The 20,699-nt window shown below is 42.5% G+C and carries 19 protein-coding genes and 1 riboswitch; of the genes, 4 read left to right on the top strand and 15 right to left on the bottom strand.

Translation table 11 applies throughout. The annotated features are described in order from the left end of the window. Positions 1-28: 28 nt before the first annotated feature. The 12 genes from ACFSCZ_RS19010 to ACFSCZ_RS19065 all read right to left on the bottom strand — a co-directional run bounded on the left by ACFSCZ_RS19010 (position 29) and on the right by ACFSCZ_RS19065 (position 12,165). Positions 29-1,468, bottom strand: coding sequence for a pilus assembly PilX N-terminal domain-containing protein (locus tag ACFSCZ_RS19010; RefSeq protein ID WP_380776534.1), 1,440 nt, complete (start codon positions 1,466-1,468; stop codon positions 29-31). Then, the gene (locus tag ACFSCZ_RS19015; RefSeq protein ID WP_380776535.1) at positions 1,458-1,898 is read right to left on the bottom strand and encodes a PilW family protein; all 441 of its coding nucleotides are present in this window, start codon (positions 1,896-1,898) and stop codon (positions 1,458-1,460) included. The genes ACFSCZ_RS19010 and ACFSCZ_RS19015 overlap by 11 nt, the downstream gene beginning before the upstream one ends. Further along, complete coding sequence (locus ACFSCZ_RS19020; RefSeq protein ID WP_380776538.1) at positions 1,895-2,353, bottom strand: type IV pilus modification PilV family protein; 459 nt, start codon at positions 2,351-2,353, stop codon at positions 1,895-1,897. The genes ACFSCZ_RS19015 and ACFSCZ_RS19020 overlap by 4 nt, the downstream gene beginning before the upstream one ends. Positions 2,354-2,388: 35 nt before the next feature. After that, the gene (locus ACFSCZ_RS19025) at positions 2,389-3,075 is read right to left on the bottom strand and encodes a hypothetical protein (RefSeq protein ID WP_380776540.1); all 687 of its coding nucleotides are present in this window, start codon (positions 3,073-3,075) and stop codon (positions 2,389-2,391) included. Further along, the gene (locus ACFSCZ_RS19030) at positions 3,068-3,679 is read right to left on the bottom strand and encodes a hypothetical protein (protein ID WP_380776542.1); all 612 of its coding nucleotides are present in this window, start codon (positions 3,677-3,679) and stop codon (positions 3,068-3,070) included. Before ACFSCZ_RS19030 ends, ACFSCZ_RS19025 begins: the two co-directional genes overlap by 8 nt. Then, complete coding sequence (gene pilM / locus ACFSCZ_RS19035; RefSeq protein ID WP_380776544.1) at positions 3,680-4,675, bottom strand: type IV pilus biogenesis protein PilM; 996 nt, start codon at positions 4,673-4,675, stop codon at positions 3,680-3,682. 368 nt (positions 4,676-5,043) lie between these two features. Continuing rightward, positions 5,044-5,466 carry a type II secretion system protein gene (locus ACFSCZ_RS19040; protein WP_380776545.1) on the bottom strand — a complete coding sequence of 141 codons (423 nt, stop codon included), beginning with the start codon at positions 5,464-5,466 and terminating at the stop codon, positions 5,044-5,046. Positions 5,467-5,755: 289 nt separating this feature from the next. Then, entirely contained in the window at positions 5,756-6,970 is a 1,215-nt protein-coding gene (locus ACFSCZ_RS19045; RefSeq protein ID WP_380776547.1) for a type II secretion system F family protein, read from the bottom strand. Then, positions 6,970-8,013: a type IV pilus twitching motility protein PilT gene (locus ACFSCZ_RS19050; RefSeq protein WP_380776548.1), complete on the bottom strand. Its 1,044-nt coding sequence runs from the start codon at positions 8,011-8,013 to the stop codon at positions 6,970-6,972. The genes ACFSCZ_RS19045 and ACFSCZ_RS19050 overlap by 1 nt, the downstream gene beginning before the upstream one ends. A gap of 13 nt (positions 8,014-8,026) precedes the next feature. Then, complete coding sequence (gene gspE / locus ACFSCZ_RS19055) at positions 8,027-9,682, bottom strand: type II secretion system ATPase GspE (protein ID WP_380776550.1); 1,656 nt, start codon at positions 9,680-9,682, stop codon at positions 8,027-8,029. A gap of 5 nt (positions 9,683-9,687) precedes the next feature. Then, positions 9,688-11,097 (bottom strand): VanW family protein, encoded by a 1,410-nt coding sequence (locus tag ACFSCZ_RS19060; RefSeq protein WP_380776552.1) that lies wholly within the window; start codon positions 11,095-11,097, stop codon positions 9,688-9,690. Positions 11,098-11,153: 56 nt separating this feature from the next. Then, positions 11,154-11,237: riboswitch (cyclic di-GMP riboswitch) on the bottom strand. 169 nt (positions 11,238-11,406) lie between these two features. Continuing rightward, complete coding sequence (locus ACFSCZ_RS19065; RefSeq protein WP_380776554.1) at positions 11,407-12,165, bottom strand: hypothetical protein; 759 nt, start codon at positions 12,163-12,165, stop codon at positions 11,407-11,409. A 200-nt stretch (positions 12,166-12,365) separates the two neighbouring features. On the opposite strand from ACFSCZ_RS19065, the gene ACFSCZ_RS19070 reads away from it, so the two are divergent. From ACFSCZ_RS19070 to ACFSCZ_RS19080, 3 genes are all read left to right on the top strand, one after another. Then, a complete protein-coding gene (locus tag ACFSCZ_RS19070) occupies positions 12,366-12,845 on the top strand; it encodes a Pr6Pr family membrane protein (protein WP_380776556.1) in 480 nt (159 codons plus the stop codon). 739 nt (positions 12,846-13,584) lie between these two features. Further along, the gene (locus ACFSCZ_RS19075) at positions 13,585-13,830 is read left to right on the top strand and encodes a YkvA family protein (protein WP_380776558.1); all 246 of its coding nucleotides are present in this window, start codon (positions 13,585-13,587) and stop codon (positions 13,828-13,830) included. Between the two features lie 1,024 nt (positions 13,831-14,854). After that, complete coding sequence (locus ACFSCZ_RS19080) at positions 14,855-15,193, top strand: YrdB family protein (RefSeq protein ID WP_380776559.1); 339 nt, start codon at positions 14,855-14,857, stop codon at positions 15,191-15,193. Positions 15,194-15,429: 236 nt separating this feature from the next. Here ACFSCZ_RS19080 and ACFSCZ_RS19085 read toward each other — a convergent pair whose 3' ends face one another. Together ACFSCZ_RS19085 and ACFSCZ_RS19090 are read right to left on the bottom strand one after the other, a co-directional pair. Then, positions 15,430-16,053, bottom strand: a complete 624-nt coding sequence (locus ACFSCZ_RS19085) for a LysE family translocator (RefSeq protein WP_380776561.1) — start codon at positions 16,051-16,053, stop codon at positions 15,430-15,432. A gap of 347 nt (positions 16,054-16,400) precedes the next feature. Beyond that, positions 16,401-16,961: a GNAT family N-acetyltransferase gene (locus tag ACFSCZ_RS19090; RefSeq protein WP_380776563.1), complete on the bottom strand. Its 561-nt coding sequence runs from the start codon at positions 16,959-16,961 to the stop codon at positions 16,401-16,403. Positions 16,962-17,442: 481 nt separating this feature from the next. Between ACFSCZ_RS19090 and ACFSCZ_RS19095 the strand changes: the two genes are divergently transcribed. Then, on the top strand, positions 17,443-20,445 hold the full coding sequence (locus ACFSCZ_RS19095) for an efflux RND transporter permease subunit (RefSeq protein ID WP_380776565.1): 3,003 nt from the start codon (positions 17,443-17,445) through the stop codon (positions 20,443-20,445). Positions 20,446-20,468: 23 nt separating this feature from the next. Here ACFSCZ_RS19095 and ACFSCZ_RS19100 read toward each other — a convergent pair. Then, a partial coding sequence (locus ACFSCZ_RS19100; RefSeq protein WP_380776567.1) for a hypothetical protein occupies positions 20,469-20,699 on the bottom strand: 231 nt, incomplete at its 5' end.

Below are 20,699 nucleotides of genomic sequence, written 5' to 3' on the forward strand. Positions count from 1 at the left end.
CGGGAGCAATGGTTTCCTGGCTGTCCTTCTATCGCTCTTTCAAAGGTTTTTTATGAATGTGCAGATCACCGGGTCTGTCTGTGGCGGATCCTCCTCCGAATAAATCCTCGATTGAGATGGGCCCTTGACTTTGCATCTTTTCATAGTTCAGTATTCCTTCAATGTTATATGAATGTGCGATGACTGTTCCAATGATTGTTCCGTGCCTATGATCGAAATGAGCATTCGGGGCAACAAACAGACCACGAGCCTGTGTGTTGCCATTTTCCATGGTGAAATGGATTCCGCCAGTAAAAATGTTCCCATGAAAGCTTCCGTTTTGATTTAATACAATGTTCGCATCTTCTGCATATAATGAGGCTTTCATCGTCAATCCTTCCAAAATGATTGTCTGGCCGTTTCCTTTTTTTACAAAGATGTTCAGCTGGCCGGGGGAACCTCCCAGATTGACAGAACTATTTCCGCCTTTAATCTCCAGGTTATTCAGAAGAAAGATCGTTAAAGTCCCGGAACCTTCTATGTTGATGTTGCCATTGTGCAGGCTGATCTGATCAACAATAATCTTTCTGTGATCATCGCCTACGTTAAAAGTAAGGGTGTTATTTTTTAAAATGATATTCCCAAACTTTTGAGGATCAGTTAATGTAACAGTGCCGGAAGTCAGATCCCCTGAAGAACGGATCAAGTCAGGAAAGCTTGGAAATGGAGGAAGCTGCGGTATATGAATATGGCTTTGCCCTGCAGTTTCGACCTTCTCTTTTTGACCAGTCACCGCTATGTTTTCCGACCCGGACGGTACGTAGACAACTCCATTTATTTTCCCGCTTCCCTTCTCCATGACTACGCTGCCTGCCCCTTTTTTTGCCGTTCCGATATTGCCGTTGATGTTCCCATTTTTAATGGTAATTGTTTCCTTAATTAAAGCCGCCGGTTCAGGAATGCTGCCGCTTTCTCCCGTTTCTGAAGTATCCCATCTTACGAAAAATTCCCGTTCCACTATTCTTTCCTGTTGGCCGATTGTACCTGTAGAAATCATTTTGTATGTGGATGGATCTGTCTCATTTATTTGAACAACTTCAAGACTGGCCTTTGGCTGATCACCAAATACTTCTTCAAAATGAATAGGCGAGGCTTTGGGCTCCTGCGTAACAATTTTTGAAGGGAGTGCATGAAAAAAACGATCTTTCATTTGGTTTATTGTTTCTTTTTCTCCTTTGGTTTGTTCAACTTCGCCGGACAAAGTATAGACGGCCTCTTCTATTTCAGTCATTTCCAACGTGGCGGCAGCTTCAGCAATATAAAATGCCGATTGATCACGTCTGTCGCTCGTTGTTGTTTTAACGGAATTGGAGGCCAGGGTCACGAGTGTCAACCCTAGAACGGAGATCAGGACAGTCAGTAAAAGAACCCCTGCTAGAGAATAACCTGACTCATTCTTCATAAGCGGCTTTATTTTGTTATTGTTCATCTGACTTGCCGCTCCTTATGGTGATGGTGCTTTTCCACTGCTTCACATTTCTGCCGGTAATTTCTATGGACAGCTGAGGATCTATGTAATCCGCATGGAACTCTTTGATCTGCTTGGCAATAGGTACTCCGTTTCGTTCAATCACTTCTTCGGATGAAAGAAAGGTATAGGTGACGCTTCCCAGCCTGAGTGTCTCAACCGTACCAACATCAATCGAAACATCCGCCGCTTTTCTGGCATCCCTTGTAATCGTTTTGGCGGCATATGTCACATCTATCAGGTTTTTTGATTGAACGGCCTGTTCTGTATAATATTTTTGAACGCTTGTCATGATGCCGCCGATGATCGTAATGACGATGGCACCGATCGCCAGGGCGGCCAGCAGTTCGACAAGTGTGATTCCCTTTTCGTTCCTAACCCATTTTTTCATCCTGCCTCATCCTTCCAGCGGAGGACGTGTTCCATTTTCGCCCGCAGCTGATGGTCTGAGCCTTCCAGCACTTCCACAACGATCCGGTTCAAGTTCTTTTTCAGCTCTTCGGACTGCAGCCGAACCCTTATGACAAGCTGCTCGCCTTCTATCGGCCTCCGTTCAAAGACGAGCCATCCCTCTCTCTCCGGTTTTTGGGTATACCCCAATGTGGTGATGGCCGCCTCACGGCTGGTATATGGCGTGTCTAGACTGGCTGAATAGATATGTTCCATTTCTGTTTGTGCCAGGTAAGTAGCATTAAGAATATGTTCCGAAATCTTGTTTGTCTTGGCAGACTGAATAAAAATGGTGATCAACACAGTCAGAATGAGCGTAATCAGGATTACGGAAGCAAGCAGTTCTGCAAGTGTTGCGCCGCGCTCATTTGTGAATATGATTTTTCCTGCTTTCATAGAAGTCACCCAATCCGCCGTTTTTTTCAACTCCACTATTGATCGTAGTAAAAGGTAGTTACTTGAAGAGTAAAAGCCACTGATTCATTTGAGTCTGCCTGGAATGCCAAATCTTTCTCAGCAGGCAGAAAAAACTCCAGCTGATCTACACGGGTTATTCTTTCCAGACTTTCAACATCTTGAACAAACCGGATAAAATGCTCGTAATCGGGGGAGAGGACTGAAAGTTTGGCTGTTACCGTATGAAGGTTGTCCGGCTTATTTTGGCCAGGTGTCGTTTCGCTGGTGCCTGTATTCCTTTCTTCCGAAGATTCCGGATCTTGTGCCTGGTTATGGGAACTAGAAGAATCAGATCCGTTTTCTCCCTCTGCAAAATCAAACTCGGGTTCTGTCCCATCATACAGGAATTCCACCTGATTGATCCGGCTTCCGTTTGTATATTCCAGCTCCTGAAAAGAGAGCAAAAGCTTTTCAAGTTCGGGCTGCAGCGGAACTTTCTTCTGCAATAAAAGGGCGTCTGCATTAGCCGTTTGCTGGTGCGCCTGTTGTTGGGCCTTAAGAACAGCAATCTCTTCTTCCAGTGAAACATGGGAGTTTTTCTTGCCCTTGAGCTCCGATGACAAAGGCTGGATTAACCATACGTACCCAGTTAATAGGACGGAAAAAACAATACCCAATAAAAGCAGGAAGAGGGTTCTTCTTTCTTCGAAAAGATTATTCATGTTCTTTGGTCCCCTCTTTCAGCTGTGAAGCATTCATGTCAAAAGAGTATGTGACCTGGTAGCGGGGAAGCAGTTGAAATAGGCTCATTTCTATTGTCTCCGTCTCTTCATTTTCATCCGCAGGTGCCTCCGGTTCAAATGTATTAATGTGGTTTACTTTTACATTTTTGGTAAAATCAGAGGCATCCAGCTTTGCCACATAGGATGAAGCTTCTGTCATCGTTTCAAAATGAGTTTCTATGACAGCTTTTCCATCAAAGTAATGATACTGGCTGATATAGGCCCTTTCCGGCAAAAATCCCATCAATTGATCAATCAGCCTGGACGTAGGAATCACATGCTGTTCAGCGTAACTGACGGCTTCTTCCATCAACACGGGCAGATCAGCCTCCTGGATCTTCGCCTGTTCCTCCAGCGCTTCCTTTTCAGATGTCAATTCTTCCTGCTGAACAGCGGCAACTTGGATCTCATCTTTTAATTGGATATATTGGTAAATCAAGTAACCGGTCAAAAGAATAGCCAGTGCCAGTCCACCGAGGAATATCATATAGCTGAATGAGCGTTCTTTTTTATATTTCGGCAAAAGGTTAATATCAGGAAGCATTTAGGCGCCCCCTTTTAGCGCAAGGCCAAGGGCAGGGATGAACCGCATGTCTGCTTTTTCTTCCTTTAAAGGGGAGAGGTACCCTTTCAGGAGCGTGACGGGAAGGCCGTATTGCTCTTCCACTTTTTGTTTGAAACGTTCGGTCAAAGGGTGATCTCCTGTTACGATGATCTGCGTTACCCCTTTTTCTCCTTTATGCAGGGAATATCGGTAAAAATCCATTATCCGGTCCAGTTCGTTCATTTGATCAGTGAGAAGCTGTTTCACGATGGTTTGATCCCCTGCAAACGTCCACTCGAACATCTCATCGTTTTGATAAGAATAGCTAATCTGGTTTGGATTTAATTCCAATGGCTGGAAGCGGGTGAACTCCATTTGGTCATCCGTAAATATGCTGATATTCACAGACAGCAAATTCAGTTCAAAAAAAAGATACGTTTCTCCTTTTTTACTGTGGTCCAAATAGTGAAAGAAGCGATAAACTCCCAAAGGGCGTACATCCACTGCTTTGGGATTGAGAGAAACATCCTCAAAAAGGTGCGTGAATTTCGTGATTTCTTCCTCCGGAGCCGCAAACAGGACGGCCTTTTGTTTGCCTGTATTTGTTTCAGTCCCGGGCAATGGATGAATGTCAAAAACAGGCTGATCAAACGGAAGATGGATGCTTTCGCCTATTTCAAAAGCAAAATAGTCCATAACCTCCTGATGTTGCAAGCGGCTGGGGTACTCTACGTTCCGCATAATGACCAATGACTCGGGAGCATAGAAGCGGACACCCAAATGCTTTAACTTCCATTCGCGCACCAATTGCTTCATGAAGTGATAAAATTGGAGGTCGTCGACGATTTTTCCCTGTTCAATGAGACCAGAAGGGATCGGCCGCTCTTTCAACTTTCTGATATGAGTTAATTGTGGGCCATAGGTCTCTGCCACGCGAATGACGTAATCATCGATCACTATATTGGCAACCCTTTTTGATTTTCTAATCGATAACATGAATTTCATCTCCTGCTTGAGCTTTAAAGATCATTAAAGGAAGTGTAACGTCCAGACCAATAAGAATGCTGTTTAAAATGATTACTCTTTACGTATTGAAAATGGCAATCAAAGGACCGGCAGCATTCCTTTAACCATCCCGCCGCTTCCGGCGAAATCGTAAAAAGAGATGTTGTCAGTAGTCAAAACGATTATGGTTGAAAGGGGACTATCCAATCGAGGAGTGCCCCCTTAGTACAACCCCTTTCGATCCGTGGCCGTACGGTTTCCGTCTACATCAATAAAAAGAAGATAAAATGGGATGTTAAGAATTATGGCTAATCACGTGGCTCTGATGTTAGGGAAAACAGATTATACTTAAAGATGAACTAAGGACAAACCGTTTTTCTCCCTTTGTTGAGATCCGCTTCACTGGTTCCGGCAATTTTACACTTGGAGTCAGCTGTTTTTGCCGAAAGAGTGGCACTGTATGTGGAACCGGATTTTGAGACAGTAGCTGTACTATAGGAACCTTTATTCCAAGGATCTGTAAGTGGACTAAGTGTATTCAAACTATCTGCACTGATGCCGGATGCTGTAATTTCAACACCTTCTGCTTCGGCTATCTTGGCAGCCGCAATCAGCTGTTGCGCATTGGCAATATGCGCATCTTTTTTGGAATTGTCTATGACATTACCAATGGTTACAACAGCAATAGATGATACAATAGCCAGGATAACAACAACCGCCAGCAATTCAACGAGCGTCAAACCGCGCTGGTCGTTTTTTAATCTCGACAGGATCTTTTTCATGAGATTCCCTCCTAATGATGTCATTCTGTTAAAGTAGGATAAGAGATACATATAGTGGCATAATAAACTGGATTTTCCCTTATCCACCACCTCCTTCAAGAGTACTTTCCTTCAAAGTAAATAAAGTTTAAAATCAGACTAAGTTTTCTCTGAAAAGGCAGTGTTTTGTCTGGCTCCAGGCCATCGGCACAAAGTCACAAGACAAATGGCTGTGGTGCTGAAAAGCTGCCTCCCGGCAATTTGTTTTGTGCTTGCGCTGATAGGCGGGCGCCTTACGCTATTCCTACGCCTACTGGACTTCCGTAAAGATCGTAAACATCGGAATTAAGATGGCCAGGACTATAAAACCAATGACGACGGCAAGGAGAACAATCATCACCGGCTCGATCAGGGACTTCAAGGTATCTACGCTTCTCTCCACTTCTTCTTCGTAAAAATCGGCGACTTTTGCGAGCATGTAATCAAGGGATCCTGTCTGCTCACCAATGGCGGTCATCTGTGACACGAGCGGAGGGAAGACCCAGCTTTTTTCCAGAGGATCTGAAAGCGGACTTCCTTTCTCCAGGTTGTTGCGCGATTCCCGTATAACCTGTCCAATAACAGGATTTCCTGCGACTTTTTCTACGATCTCGAGTGCCTGGAGAATAGGGACGGAGCTGGCAAACAAGGACGAGAGTGTCCGCATCATTCTTGCGATCGCCGCTTTCTGCAGCAGGCGTCCGAAGACCGGCATTTTCAGCAGGGCAATATGCACCAAGTAGTGAAACAATTGGTTCGTTCGATAGAAAAAGAGAAAGAATGCCGCTGCTGCTAAAACGAGCAGGAGGCCCAGCCACCACAATTTCCGTGTCCATTCACTTAATGTAACGACAAAAACCGTGATGGACGGAAGCTCCCCGCCGAATTGTTCAAACATGGATACGAAGTTTGGGACGATGGAGAGCATGAGAAAAATGACTACCGCCGTGATCAGGACAATCAACACGATGGGATAGGCCATGGTGGACTGAATTTTTTTTCTCAGGTTATACTGCTTCTCAAAATAGGCTGCTAGCCTGTCCAGGGTATCGTCCAGGTTCCCTGTCATTTCTCCTGCTCTCACCATGTTGACAAATATGTCAGGAAACACCTTGGGATGTTTTTGTATGGCTGCTGAAAAGGCGACTCCGCTTCGGATCTCACTCTCGACTTCTTTCAATGTCTTGGCCAGCGTTTTGCTTTCAGTTTGCGCACCTAAAATATGAGTGGATTGTACAATAGAAATACCTGCCCGGATCAAGGTGGCGAATTGGCGGCAATAGACAACAAAGTGCCGCTGTTTGACCTTCGGCCCTCCAATAGAAATGTTCTTATTAAAAATGGTTTCCTTTGTTTCTGTCAATTCCCGGGGAAGAATTCCCTTTGCCTTCAGCTGTTTGATCGCCTGGTTTCGATTATCGCTTTGAATCGTCCCGCGTTTGACAGAACCTTTCTTTGATCGTCCCACATATTTATAAATGGGCATTACCATCCACCCATATCCGGAACATAAGGTCTGGCAGATTCGGCAGAAATAAGGCCGGATGACCGCAATGACTGGACAGCCATCTCCATCGTGTGCATTTTTCGGGAGCGTCCAGTCTGCATCATGTTATGGATCTGTTCCACTTTTTCATTGCGAATCAGATTGGCAATGGACGGGTAATTCAACAAAATTTCAGTTGCGGCCACCCTGCCGGTGCCATCTGCTTTTGCAAAAAGCCGCTGTGAAATAATTCCCGCCAATACAGATGCCAGCTGAATACGGATTTGCTTTTGCTGGTGGGAAGGGAAAACATCAATAATCCGATTGATTGTCTGCGGTGCATGATTCGTATGCAGAGTGGCCATAACAAGGTGTCCCGTTTCCGCAGCCGTAATGGCAGTGGAAATTGTTTCAAGATCTCGCATTTCCCCTACTAAAATCACATCCGGGTCCTGCCTTAGAGCTGCTCGCAGGCCTGCAGAAAAGCTCTTTGTATCGGATCCGATTTCCCGCTGATGGATGATCGACATCCGATGCTGATGCATATATTCAATGGGATCTTCCAGTGTAACGATATGTTTGTGCTCATGTTGGTTTATATAGTCAATCATGGCTGCAAGAGTAGTAGATTTCCCCGAACCGGTCGGTCCGGTTACGAGAATCAGTCCATGCAGTTTTTTTGTTAAATCTTTTAATACTTCAGGCAGGTTTAATTGATCAAAAGTAGGGATGGCAGCTGGAACCACCCTTGCAGCAAATCCAAAACGGCCGCGCTCCATATACACATTGAGACGAAACCGGACCGTATCCCCCAAACTGTAAGAGAGATCGATTTCTCCGTTGTCCAGCAGGTGTTCCCAGTCTGCAGCTGGTACAAGAGATCGGGCCATACTTTCTGTATCCTTGGCTGACAACGGGATCTCTCCGTAAGGAAGAAGCTTTCCGTGTCGACGGAATACCGGCGGAGAATCTACTGAAATATGCAGGTCTGAAGCCTGGTCTCTATAAGCTTTTTGTAAAAGCTCCTGAATATCATAGGACATGTCGGAAATCCCCCTATTCCATTGCGGCGACCCGTAGTACTTCTTCTGTTGTTGTCAGGCCGTCCGCCACTTTCTGCAATCCATCTTCAAGTAAAAAGGTCATGCCCGTATCCTGGACATACTGGCGGATGTTAAAGGCGCTTTCTGCATTCATGATCAGCTCGCGAACTTTTTGATTTATTGGAAGCACTTCATGAATGGCAATTCTGCCGCGGTAGCCGGTCATGGTGCAGCTTGGACATCCGCGCCCTTGATGAACAAATTCAATATTCATGCGGTTTTTTCGAAATATTTCCTTCTCCCGTTCTGTTGGGGGAATCATTTCCATACAGTCCCGGCATACCCTGCGTACAAGGCGCTGCGCCACGACCCCCGTTAGGGAAGATGCAATTAAAAAAGGTTCAATGCCCATATCGATCAGGCGGGTCAAGGCGGCGATCGCACTGTTAGTATGCAGAGTACTTAACACAAGGTGTCCTGTCAGTGCCGATCGAATGGCGATCTGGGCTGTCTCCGGATCCCGGATTTCCCCGATCATGATAATGTCCGGGTCCTGGCGAAGAATGGACCGGAGCCCGTTCGCAAAAGTCAGGCCGATGTCTTCATTTACCTGAACCTGATTGACTCCCTCGAGCTGGTATTCGACCGGATCTTCGATAGTGATAATGTTTACTTCTTCCCGGTTCAAACGGTTCAGTGCCGCATACAGAGTAGATGACTTACCTGATCCTGTCGGCCCGGTAATCAGGACGATGCCGTTCGGTTTTTCAATCATTTGGATAAAGGATTGAAGATTGGGCCCGGAAAAACCGATATGATCAAGACTCCCCAAAACGCTGCTCAGATCAAGTATCCGCATGACCACTTTCTCGCCATAAACAGAGGGGAGGGTGGATACCCGCAGGTCGATCGGCCTAAGGCCCACATTCATTTTTATGCGGCCATCCTGAGGAATCCGGCTTTCAGTGATGTTTAAGTTCCCCATAATTTTGATTCTTGCAACAAGTGCATTTTGCATATGCTTTGGCAGTGTTCGTTCCGTCCGTAAAATTCCATCAATGCGGTATCGCACCTTCAACTCCGTCTCCATAGGATCAAAGTGGATATCGCTGGCCCTTTGGGCAACAGCCTGATTGATCATCTGGTTGACGAGGCGGACAATGGGGGAGTCCTCATCTGTAACTTCGTTGTCGTCCAGAACTTCTTCTGCCTTAAATTCGCTTAAGGCTTCATCCAGTGATTCCTCCATGTCGTAGTATTTATTGATGGCCCGGTGTAATTCTTCCTTTGTCGCCAGGGCGGGAATGATTTGATATCCTGTAGCCATGCGAAGTTCTTCAATAGCAAAGTAATCCATCGGATCTGCCATCGCCACATATAATTTATGATCTTCTCTTTTAACTGGAATCACCTGATACCCCTTGGCCAATTCCTGAGGAACAAGCTGGATCAAATCCGGGTTTATCGGATACTGGTACAGGTTAATCTTTGGAATCCCGAGTTGCCGCTCCAATGTTTCCGCCAGCTGCTGTTCCGTGATATAGCCTTCTTGCAATAAGGCATCTCCCAGCTTTTCGTCCCTCGATTTATGTTGAAGAGTTTCTTCTATTTGTTGTTCGGTCACCAAACCAGATTCAACGAGTAAATCTCCCAAGCGTTTTCTCGGCATGCCGTTCACTCCTTTACGCTTTCATAAGGAACGTCACCTTCAACTGATTCATCTTGACCCGCCGCATCAGTTTGACCGGCCTTCTTTGCTTCAGGGGCTTGATCATCTGCAAGAATGCTGTCCGGCAGTGTCTGCTCACATGCCTTTCGTTTTGTTGCATCCTCAAATGTCTGGCAGGCTGCTTCATTTATTTTGTTGAGCAGTTCTTTTATTTCCTCGCTGTTCAATGGGGAACCTGCTTCTCCAGGCAATTCTTTCTCAATCGGCAGACCCTCCAACACTTCCGGGGGTTCTTGGGAGGAAAGCAAAAAGACAGTCGGTGAAGGAGGGTAATAGTCTCTGCTGATCAACGTCTTTTGCTGAATCGCTCCATTTGATTGCTGAATGCGGTATATTTCAGCCTTCAGTCCGCTTTGTCCGGATTCTATGGGCACCCGTGCCCCCGGCTCTAAGTCATAACTGAAGCGGTATAATGTTCTCGGCTTGATTACTTGAATGTTTTCCACGCGATAGCGGTATTCCGAATCTTTCAGTACAGAGTATAACGAAAGGTAAAGCCGGTTGTTCTTGACCTGAGACAAGATGGTATAACTGTGAAAATTTGGATTATGAAAGATCAAATCTTTTTTCTCAGCAATATTGACTGCAGCTTCAATGCCAGCCTCTGTATAGGAGGGGATGAAACCATGTGAATGCCGCTGAATAATATCCATATTTGTTTGCAGAACAGCCGCATAAAGAGCTGTTGCCAGAAAGCTCGCAGTTTCAGAATGAACGGTTGGGCTGATCTGCTCAAGGACGGATGCTGTGAGAGAAAAAGAACTTTCCGGTTGAATCGTCATTTCATTGATCTGTCCGGCTAAGGTTTCCGTATCCAACTTGATATTTTCGGGGATAGGCAGTACTGCTTCGGCTGTTATAGCTTGCTTTAATGCAGATTGATCCTTGTAAACGATGGGGACAGGTTCGTTTCTCAAAAAGGCTGCTTCCTCTTTGGCCTTCGCCAAAGTGGCTTCCCCATCAACGTAATCGGGCCACTGAATGGACACTTTATCATTCGCGAGCACATCGAGGGGGACGTGAACTGGTTTGGGTTTTAAGAAAAAAAGATACCAGGGCCGCTTCGACTCCTGTTCTATTTCATTGAACGTTTGATGTACGTCGAACACAAAGGTGCCGCGGGGAATGGACACCGTCTCATCGACTCCCTCAGCCTGAAGGGGTTGCCCTTGCTTCCAGGCATCAATTTCTGCCAGCACCTTACTTCTGGCTTCTTCATATGACAATCCTCCTATGGGAATACCGGCGACAGCTGCATCTTGTGAAATAGTTCCGGCGGCACTTGCCGTTCCGGCAGGGATGGACATCATCATACATAGCAGGAAGATCAGGGATGTAAAGGTATGGGCCAACATCTGGATGCTCCGCCTTTCGAACCAAAATTTTTATGAAAAAAGGCCTTTCCATACTCGAAGGAAAGGCCGGTTGCACCACTAGCTCCATACAGCTCAGGTGCCCAAAGTATAAGCTGTATTTCTTCGCTTCCTTGTAGTTCAATTGTACTGGTTTTCTAATTTTAGGTTAAAGGATTCTTGTGAAAATTGTCAATCATTTCCTAATCATGGCAGCGCTTTTATTAGGTATTTCTATCATTTTGTCATCATTTGTTCGAACTTCTTTTTTAAAAGAGCAAAAATAAAAAGCGCCCAAAAATCAGTGGACGCTCAGCCGTCAGGCGCATTCCCCTCTCCTTTTTCGATGATGAAGCTCATCAACATATACCAGTGCCTCAATGCATTCATATGTTTCTTGTATTCGGCTGAGTCTTTTTTTAGTTTGGCCTGCCCGCCTTCAGCAACATACTTATAAAAGTTAATGAAGTGGAGGGGGCGGGCCTGGTGATTGACTACAATCGTCAAATCCAGGGAGTCGACGTGCTTTTTCGGTTGATCAGCTGGACGTGACCCGCCAATAAACGTTCCGTCAACGGGTGAGATAAAGCCATCAAGCAAGTTGCGTGCAGTTTCTGTTTCGCTTACTTTTGTTCCCAGAGAAACCCCATCTTCTGACATTTCCACCGCCAAAATATCCGAATAGTCATATTCAAATGCTGTGTAGGGCATCCCTGCCAATGCTTTAGACGTACTCCGATCTTGAGGTCCCCAAATGCAGATCCGCTCTTTCTCTTCATCCACAGCGATTTTTGTCAGGAAATTGGATGAAGTAAATTCCTGCGTTGCTCTGAAACTGCTTGTCTCAGGTTTTAGATCATCCAGCTGCTTCATCAGTCCCTCTTTATTTCTTTTGAGACCTTTTGAATAGCGGAGAAAAGAAATCAAGTTTAGAAGAAGAATAGGGATCAAAATAAGCCATCCGACCGATGTATAGCCTTTAATGAAAGCAAGGATAGAAACAATCAGGAACAATATAGATGCAATACAGCCGACCCCTTCATTTTGTGTACCTTCGGAACCTTTAGCCATGAGACAACCTCCTCTCCCTATGATACGAGTGCCATCAGAGTAAAGTTTCGAAGGCAAATTCCCGTTTCATTAAGTGTTTTATTTTTATTTAAAATAATTTTATTTCAATAACCGGTGATACAATGAAGATGGGTTTAATTAACAGGACTTTACACAACTTTCTAGAATATCTTTAATTACTATGTACGAGGAGGCAGATGATGGCTGGAGTTTTATCAAAAGACAGGATTTTACGTACAAAAATCATTTTTCATATTTTAATAGCTGCAACAGGACTTATAAGTGTGCCATTACATATATTTTTTTCTCCTGCACCCATTGTATCTATTACGAAGTTTACTATTCATTCTAATATCATTGTTACCATAACATTTACGGTAAGTACATATGTTCTTTTGTTAAAGAAAAAAGAAAGCCGTATGTTGGAATTCTTCAAAAATGCAGCGCTTATATATATGATGGTAAACTTTTTAACTTACCACTTTATTCTTTCAAGTGGGGGGGAATACAGCGGGACAAGAATAATAACAAATTTCACATTACACTACTTAATTCCACTGTTTGTATTATTAAACTGGCTCTTTTTTGTAGAGAAAAAGTGGTACAGTTATAGTACAATCATCTATTGGTTAGTTTACCCAATACTTTACTGCTCTCTCCTTAATAAGAGGAATGTATGATGGATACTATCCTTACTTTTTTCTAAATCCGAATGGTCATATTCCTGTTGGAGTCGGCAGCTATGCAAATGTAGCTTTATTTATTGCAGGTTTTACTATTGTATATTCCCTGCTTGGTTATCTGCTAATATTCATCAATAGAGTGATCCTTAAAGTAAAAACTTCGGAGTTTCTGCAACGCGATCATTCTAAAAAGGTCATGTGCATCAATAAAAAGCTCCCTTAGTCAGTAACTGGGAGCCTTGCCGTTTTATTTTAAAACACTTAAGTGTTTTGATATAGCTTTCGCTGAACATAGGGTTGCCGCGGAAGCCCTTTTATTTTTGAAGGAAGATTGTAAAGAGTTGTTCTAAAATTGCTTAATCATTCTACTGCGAACTTGGATTTTGAGTTTTTGAAAATAAATCCAAATCGTAATACTTATAATCTAAGAAAGAAATAGATGAAATTAATTAAGCAAGGAAGAAGTTGTTAAAAGGTATTTTCTGGAAATGAATATTTTGCTGTGATCCTAAAAGGAACCTCTGCAATGATTAAATTATCAGGGCAGGGTAATTCAAAAAAGTGGTACTATATAGAAGAAAAGTTATTACTTATGAAGGAGAAATTATGGAGAAGATCAAGTCTTGGGCGAAACATCTGAAGCGAAAAACATTTGTACTGGACTTCCCTTATAAAGATGAAAGAGTACCTTGGTAGCTAAAGTATTTACTGCGTGTGTGGTAGTCCAATTGATTTAATGGCTGATTTTATAACAATACTTGGCTATTTAGACGATATAATTATTGGTCCATCAGGGATTATACTTTCGTTGAAAATAATTCCAAAAGTAGTTGTAGACTGTGAAACTAAAGCAGAGGAAGTAAAGGGAATTGGTAAACCAAAAAATGGAATAGTAAGTTCACTAATAATTTGGTTTGGGCAATTATTCTATGGCTTATTACAAAGGCTTATCCCTTATTCTATTAACGGGCGCAAAAGTTAAACTAGGTGATCATAGAGTTAGAGTGCTTACTTTATGAGGGGAAGTTTATAAATGTTTGGAATATTGTGTCATAATTGGAGCATAGAGAGATTGATCTAACGGCGTATAGTTATATCGAGATGATATGGAGGTATTTTATATGCTAAGAAATAAAACAGTAGTAAAAGCTATTGGTTTTTCACTATTTATGACGATAATTATGTATTTTATTGTAGAAAATCCGAAGCCTAATACAGCCATTTATTTTCTCGTAGTTTTAATTGTTTCATTTACGAGTTTTTGTATTATAAAGTTAATCGCTTCAAAAGCATATGAGAAATTCATGAAGGAGATTGGCCATTTTTAAATAGGTTCCAGAACCAAGTGTACCTAATAAATCGTTCGAAGAAAATATACAAAAACTATCCGGTGGGATAATGAAAAGGCAGCGGAGCCTTTTGCCATCCATTTTTAAAAATGCTTTTATGCTTTTAATGTCTGAGGAGAAAATCCCTCAATCCTTTTATCCGATTCATATAGTTCCCATGCTTTTGATAATACGGTCGGATTAGCGGAATTATTGAGATGATAAAATTGGAAACGTTAAGGTGTTTAACTATCGAGCAGGTTAATGTAACAAAGATAATAGCTCTTTCATATTGAAGTAAAGAGGAACGATAGTAAAATATTTAGGGAGTTTTTTGTTTGTTTCTTGCAATTGCTCATGCAATAGATCTGATAAAGGGGGGAGGAAAGTATACTGTATTAGGGAAAGAGATTGTTTTCCGGAGTGGATTTATTTCTTGTTTTTAGTTTATTTGGATTACATGCGGCTCAGGGTAACCATGATGGCTTACTAGAATCAGGTGGAATGGTTTTAAGATTGTAACTGCGGTGGTATTTGTTGAGATAGCCATCTATTGGAGAAATGTTAAAAGGAGTTGCGCTCATCTGGTTAGGTTTCCCTTTTTAAAAAGGGAAAAATTTAAATGGTAGAAGCAATAGCAATAGAACGTACTAGGTAACTGTTAGGGTAGGTGTTGTTATGGAGATACTGCGACCTGCAAATTTAGCTTTAAGATTCTTATTAGAAATATGTGCTCTGTTAGCCCTGGGATATTGGGGGTTTCAAACAGGAAATGACAATGTAATGATGATTCTGCTAGGGATTGGAACACCTATATTAACTGCGTTGGTCTGGGGAGTTTTTGGGTCGCCTAATGCCATAGTAAAGTTATCAATGCCATTGCATATATGTCTTGAATTAATTGTATTTGGAACACCCGCAATCGCACTGTACGCAATTGGCAAACATCAGATAGCATGGATTTATGGACTTTGTGTCATATTCAATCGACTATTCATGTTTGTATGGAAACAATGATGTTGTTGTAATTACAAATGAGAATTAATTTTCGACAATTACGAATGTCTCAAAAAATTACCATCTAACCTGATTTTATGATTAAAATCAACAGGTACGTCAGCACAACAACGTAACATTTTTTTGTTATAGTGCAAAAAAGGATAGATAAAAACATATGTTAGCCTGCTTCCCTTTCCTTTTAATTTATCTGAAAGTAATAAAATTTTGTACGACTCTTTTACATACCTAAACTCTTATTTTTGGCTAAAGGCAATTTTTAATCCTATAAAGGTAAATAGTGTTCCTTGAATCATGTGAATCTTTTTAGATATCGCCGGGCTTTTGCGCAGGAAATCACCCACTTTTCCAGAAAACATACTGATTAAGGTGAAAATTACTAAAGTTTGGAGTAGGAATAGAAATCCATAGACAAGCATTTGCATGGAAACATTACCATTTTCATAATGAATGAACTGTGGGAAGAATGCCAAGAAAAACAAAGAAACTTTTGGATTTAGCAGGTTCATTATGATCCCCTTTTTATATAAAGATTTATAGTCTAAAGAGTCCTTGATTTCTAAGTTTAGACTTGTCCCTTTTTCTTTAAATGATTGATATGCTAAGAATAGCAAATATGCTGCTCCTGCATATTTAACTACTGTAAAAGCAAAAGCTGAATGATAAATGACTGCTGATATTCCTATGGTCGCAGCAGTAATATGAACGAGTAATCCTGTACAGAGTCCAAGTGTAGTAAAAATTCCTGCATTTTTTCCCTTCCCTATACTCTGTGCCAAGATGAACAGGTTATCTGGTCCAGGCATAAGGGTAAGAACGATGGCTGCACCCAAAAAAGATAGTATAGATAGAAAGTCCACATGTATTCCCCCACATAAATTTGTATACATTTTAACACAAACATGAGAAAGGAAGAACATCCTGCAATTCTTGTACTTGGATTCACCTTTTTCATTTAAGTATATGAGATTGTGAAGATGCTCAAGCGAGTGGTGTTTAAATAGAACAGCAAGATCACCCAATCGGCGGTAGAAAGTGATTGAGCATAGGCCATAGGCATTTTAACCATCACCTTCAACTTGCGAAGTTCTCTTTGAAATTCTTTGAAAAGTGAGGGTGATGGCAAGTTGAACCACATCAATAATTTGGAAACTAATGGATGTGGGAAAGAGCAGGGTGATTCATCATGGATGATCTTTTGTTCTTATCAAAATTCATTTTGTTGTTCATCAAATGTAACAACTTCATCTACGATTGGTTTAGGTTTACCATATAATTCCTTTGTTTTATAAGTATGGATGGTTTTATACATGGTTTGAACTCGTTTAAATATATCTTCTTCCGACTCATTTTCTTTTGGTGACCAGTAAAGTATTTCTAAATCCACTTGCTCGTTTGTTGCAAGTGAGCGGGGGCTGTAACCAATGGACTTGGCGTGGACGAAGCCTTCCCGATGATAGAAACGTAATCTTTTTTCTGTATCAGAATCATCGTAATCAATCGGTTCTACCTCTAATAATATTGGCTTGTTTTTCTTTTTCATTTTTTCGATCAATGAGTGTCCGATTCCTTGACCTCTTGCTTCCGACGAAACCCATATATAATCAATAAAAACAAAGTTATCAAACTCGGCATACATCAACACATGATAAGGCCCTTCATCTTTGTGATAAATGTTGCCCATTTCATTTAATAATTTATCCATATGCTCTTTTGATTTCATTTCCTCAGCAGGAAAGTATTCATTTAACTTCTTATACCAATTCATTCAACCAATCCTTTCACAATGTTCCTCAGATTTAGATTTTGAATTGATGTTAGGATTCCACTCCAAGTCCATTTTTATCAGAGAAATAGCCGTAAATCCATGAAATGAGGAGAAATGCAGAGATATTTAAGCGAAATATTACAGCACCATGGGCTTTGTGGAACCCCGTTCTGAAAATCAGGACGGGCTAAAGGTTTTTTGAGGAATGAAGTACAAATCACCCTCGAAAAGATGACATTTGTCACGTGGCTTTCATGACAGAAGCTACTGATATCTTCCATGGAAAAAGAATACACTGGAATTAAAATGCAAAAGTTTTAGTTGCCAGAAAGTTGTTCAAAAAATGAATGTAAATCTATTTTTACAATTCGCGCAAAAGGTGGGGGAAAGAGAAAATTATGTTAAGTCTAAATCATCTAGACCGATATAAAATATATTGATCCAATAAGAATGGAATACTGACGATTATGGAGGGAAATGAATGATCTGGTTTACGAAATGGGCATTGAAAAACAGGGCAGCTGTCATCTTGATGACTGTTTTGGTCCTGGGGCTTGGAACATTAAGTTACTTTACATTGCCAAAGGAGTTTATGCCTGCTGCAAATAATCCCGCAGTCACAGTTATTGTCATGGGTCAGGGAACTGATGCAGATACGATGACGGAACAAGTGACCAAGCCCATAGAAAAAGCGATTGGGTCCGTAAAAGGCAAGACGAATGTATTCTCTACATCAGCTGACGGGTATACATCCATAGACATCATACTCGATCCGACAGTTGATACAAAAGAAGCTAAAACCCAGGTCCAAGAGGTACTGGCAGGAGTCGAGCTGCCCGAAGGATATTCAAAGCCGATCGTGTCCCAATTGAACCTGGACATGATTCCATTATGGCAAATTGGAATTTCTTTTCCAAAAGGGCTTGATCGGGAGAACATGGAAACCATTGAAAATGAGATTATTCCAACCTTCCAGGGGATTTCCGGAATATCAGATGTGCTTGTCTATGGAAAACAGCAAACCCAGGTGAATATCACTTTAGATCAGGATAAAATGTCCTCTTACCAAATTCCTGTTCAAGCCTTAATGGGAATTCTTCAAGGAAAGAATCTGGCAGTAGCAGTTGGTGAGGAGACTGTTGATGAACGGAACACGAATCTTAAGATCGTTGGGCAGGTTGAAGGGACAAAGGAACTGGAGAATATGGAGATTGCCCCGGATATAAAGTTGAAAGATATTGCAAATGTAAGTATCTCTGACTCTAGTGAAACCTTTTTTACCCGAGTGAATGGTGAGGAATCTGTGGCGCTCCTCCTTCATAAGGAGTCCAATGCCAATGCAGTCGCAGTTGGAAAAAAGGTAGAAAAAGCAATGGAAAAGGTAAATAAGGATTTTTCCCCGGCTATGGAGGCGTCCATGCTTATTTCATTCTCGGAATTCATCGTGAACTCCGTAGATAGTATGATGCAGGCAGTATTACTGGGAGCTTTATTTGCCACGATTGTCATTTTCCTTTTCTTGCGTCACTTCCGGATGACATTGATTACTATTGTGAGTATTCCATTATCTTTAGGGCTGACGTTATTCTTGTTATCACAGTCGGGTATTACTTTAAATATACTGACCATTGGTGCGGTCGCTGTGGCTGTGGGACGGTTGGTGGATGACAGTATTGTTGTTATAGAGAACATATACAGAAGGGCCCAGCACGGTGATTTTTCCAAAGAGGTGATTATTCAATCGACGAAAGAGGTAGCAGCCGCCATTACTTCTTCAACATTGACCACAGTTGCCGTGTTTTTACCGATGGGGCTCGTTAAATCACTGGAAGAATTGCTTCTGCCTTTTGCTTTGACGATTACATATGCCCTTCTGTCGTCGCTGCTGGTGGCATTAATCGTTGTTCCTCTGATGAGTTCTCGATTGCTCAAGCAAGGAAAAATGCCTGTATATAAAAAGCCGAAAAGATATATAAAAATATTGGATTGGTGCTTGAGACATAAGTGGGTCCCGCTGTTGCTATCTACAGTTATTTTTATCGCAGCGGTTGGGGCATATGCAGTGATGCCGAAAGGGATGGCCGAAGCTGGAGACAACGATATTTCTGTAACAGTGGTGTATCCTGATGACGTGCCTTTTTCGGAAGTGAAAGAAGAAGCCTTTGAACTGGAATCCTATCTGATGGATCAGCGTGGAGTGGATGAGGTCATCACCTTCCTGGGTTCTAACCCGGAAGATGCACAGTTCAGCCAGGTGAACTCTCAAAATCAAGGAAACTTCCACATTGTGATGGAAGAAGGTGCAGACACCGAACAGCTCATGGAGAACATTGAAAAACAAAAGGAGAAATATCCTGAAGCAGATTTCGATATATTGGTGGTATCCCTTGTAAGCTTTAGTGATTCAACCATTACTTTGGATCTTGTCGGAAATAACGCTGACCAATTAATTGAAGCATCGAAACAAGTGATGGAAGAAGTGGAAGACGTTGACGGGGTTGAAAAAGTAACAAGCAACCAAAACGAGCTGAAAGCTGTCTATGATATTCAGATTGATCAAGAAAAAGCAAATACGGAAGAGGTGGCAAGGCAGGTTCAATGGCTTCTTAATCCTTTTCCAATCGGAAATATCAAGGTAGACGGGAAAGATACACCGGTCTTGCTGGACAGCGCGATTCATCCAACATCCGAGCAGGAATTAAAGAATATCCCTGTAGTTATCGGTGAGGACTCTATAAAACTTTCATCCATTGCAACATTGGAGAAAACAGAAAAGCCTACAAAAATTCTTAGGAAAGACGGAAAAGAATATGTCAGGGTCAGTGTGGAAGCCGATCCTAAAAACTTGTCCAAAATTGCCAATGAAGTTCATATGAAGGCTGGAAGCCTTACTTTGCCAAAAGGAGTTTCGCTGGAATATGGAGGAGCAGCCAGTGCACAGTCAGATCAATTCCTGGAACTGTTCCAATTAATGGCCGTATCTATCGGGCTGGTATATTTGATTATGGTCCTGACGTTTAAAACGCTTCGGGCCCCGCTTGTCATATTATTCACTTTGCCGCTGGCTTTGATCGGAGCCATTTTGGGGCTGCTTGTTTCCCGTACTCCGATAGATATTGGGGCCATGATTGGAGCACTTATGCTGATTGGTATTGTGGTGACGAATGCGATTGTTTTACTGGACCGGGTAAGACAAAATGAACAGACCATGCCGATTCGGGAAGCGTTGCTGGAAGCGGGTGCTACCAGATTCCGTCCAATCGTCATGACTGCGCTGGCTACCATTTTTGCCATGATTCCTCTACTGATGGGGAAAGAAGAGATGGGGAGTCTTGTCTCAAAAGGGCTGGCAGTTGTGGTCATCGGCGGATTATCCGTGGCTACGATCCTGACCTTGGTAATCATCCCGGTCGTGTATGAATTATTCCATTTTAGAAAGGCAAAGCGGCAGCGGATGGCGGAAGAGGAGAAAGTTGCTATGTGATAAGAAAAGCGAAGGGCGCCTGCCTAGGGGCGACAAGCGCTGGAGAAAAAACCAGTGAAGGTGTTTTTTACCTTCATTGGTTTTTTTGAAGCGACCTCGAGCGCCTGGCGCCCGCAGCTGGACAAAAGGAAAAGCGAAGGGCGCCTGCCTAGGGGCGACAAGCGCTGGAGAAAAAACCAGTGAAGGTGTTTTTTACCTTCATTGGTTTTTTTGAAGCGACCTCGAGCGCCTGGCGCCCGCAGCTGGACAAAAGG

This window comes from Siminovitchia sediminis (assembly GCF_042680885.1).
Classification (GTDB): domain Bacteria; phylum Bacillota; class Bacilli; order Bacillales; family Bacillaceae_C; genus Siminovitchia; species Siminovitchia sediminis.

Coding starts and splice junctions, on each gene's coding strand:
- ACFSCZ_RS19010 (WP_380776534.1), bottom strand. CDS start 1,468: ATGAACAATAACAAAATAAAGCCGCTTATGAAGAATGAGTCAGGTTAT.
- ACFSCZ_RS19015 (WP_380776535.1), bottom strand. CDS start 1,898: ATGAAAAAATGGGTTAGGAACGAAAAGGGAATCACACTTGTCGAACTG.
- ACFSCZ_RS19020 (WP_380776538.1), bottom strand. CDS start 2,353: ATGAAAGCAGGAAAAATCATATTCACAAATGAGCGCGGCGCAACACTT.
- ACFSCZ_RS19025 (WP_380776540.1), bottom strand. CDS start 3,075: ATGAATAATCTTTTCGAAGAAAGAAGAACCCTCTTCCTGCTTTTATTG.
- ACFSCZ_RS19030 (WP_380776542.1), bottom strand. CDS start 3,679: ATGCTTCCTGATATTAACCTTTTGCCGAAATATAAAAAAGAACGCTCA.
- pilM (WP_380776544.1), bottom strand. CDS start 4,675: ATGTTATCGATTAGAAAATCAAAAAGGGTTGCCAATATAGTGATCGAT.
- ACFSCZ_RS19040 (WP_380776545.1), bottom strand. CDS start 5,466: ATGAAAAAGATCCTGTCGAGATTAAAAAACGACCAGCGCGGTTTGACG.
- ACFSCZ_RS19045 (WP_380776547.1), bottom strand. CDS start 6,970: ATGCCCATTTATAAATATGTGGGACGATCAAAGAAAGGTTCTGTCAAA.
- ACFSCZ_RS19050 (WP_380776548.1), bottom strand. CDS start 8,013: ATGTCCTATGATATTCAGGAGCTTTTACAAAAAGCTTATAGAGACCAG.
- gspE (WP_380776550.1), bottom strand. CDS start 9,682: ATGCCGAGAAAACGCTTGGGAGATTTACTCGTTGAATCTGGTTTGGTG.
- ACFSCZ_RS19060 (WP_380776552.1), bottom strand. CDS start 11,097: ATGTTGGCCCATACCTTTACATCCCTGATCTTCCTGCTATGTATGATG.
- ACFSCZ_RS19065 (WP_380776554.1), bottom strand. CDS start 12,165: ATGGCTAAAGGTTCCGAAGGTACACAAAATGAAGGGGTCGGCTGTATT.
- ACFSCZ_RS19070 (WP_380776556.1), top strand. CDS start 12,366: ATGGCTGGAGTTTTATCAAAAGACAGGATTTTACGTACAAAAATCATT.
- ACFSCZ_RS19075 (WP_380776558.1), top strand. CDS start 13,585: ATGGCTGATTTTATAACAATACTTGGCTATTTAGACGATATAATTATT.
- ACFSCZ_RS19080 (WP_380776559.1), top strand. CDS start 14,855: ATGGAGATACTGCGACCTGCAAATTTAGCTTTAAGATTCTTATTAGAA.
- ACFSCZ_RS19090 (WP_380776563.1), bottom strand. CDS start 16,961: ATGAATTGGTATAAGAAGTTAAATGAATACTTTCCTGCTGAGGAAATG.
- ACFSCZ_RS19095 (WP_380776565.1), top strand. CDS start 17,443: ATGATCTGGTTTACGAAATGGGCATTGAAAAACAGGGCAGCTGTCATC.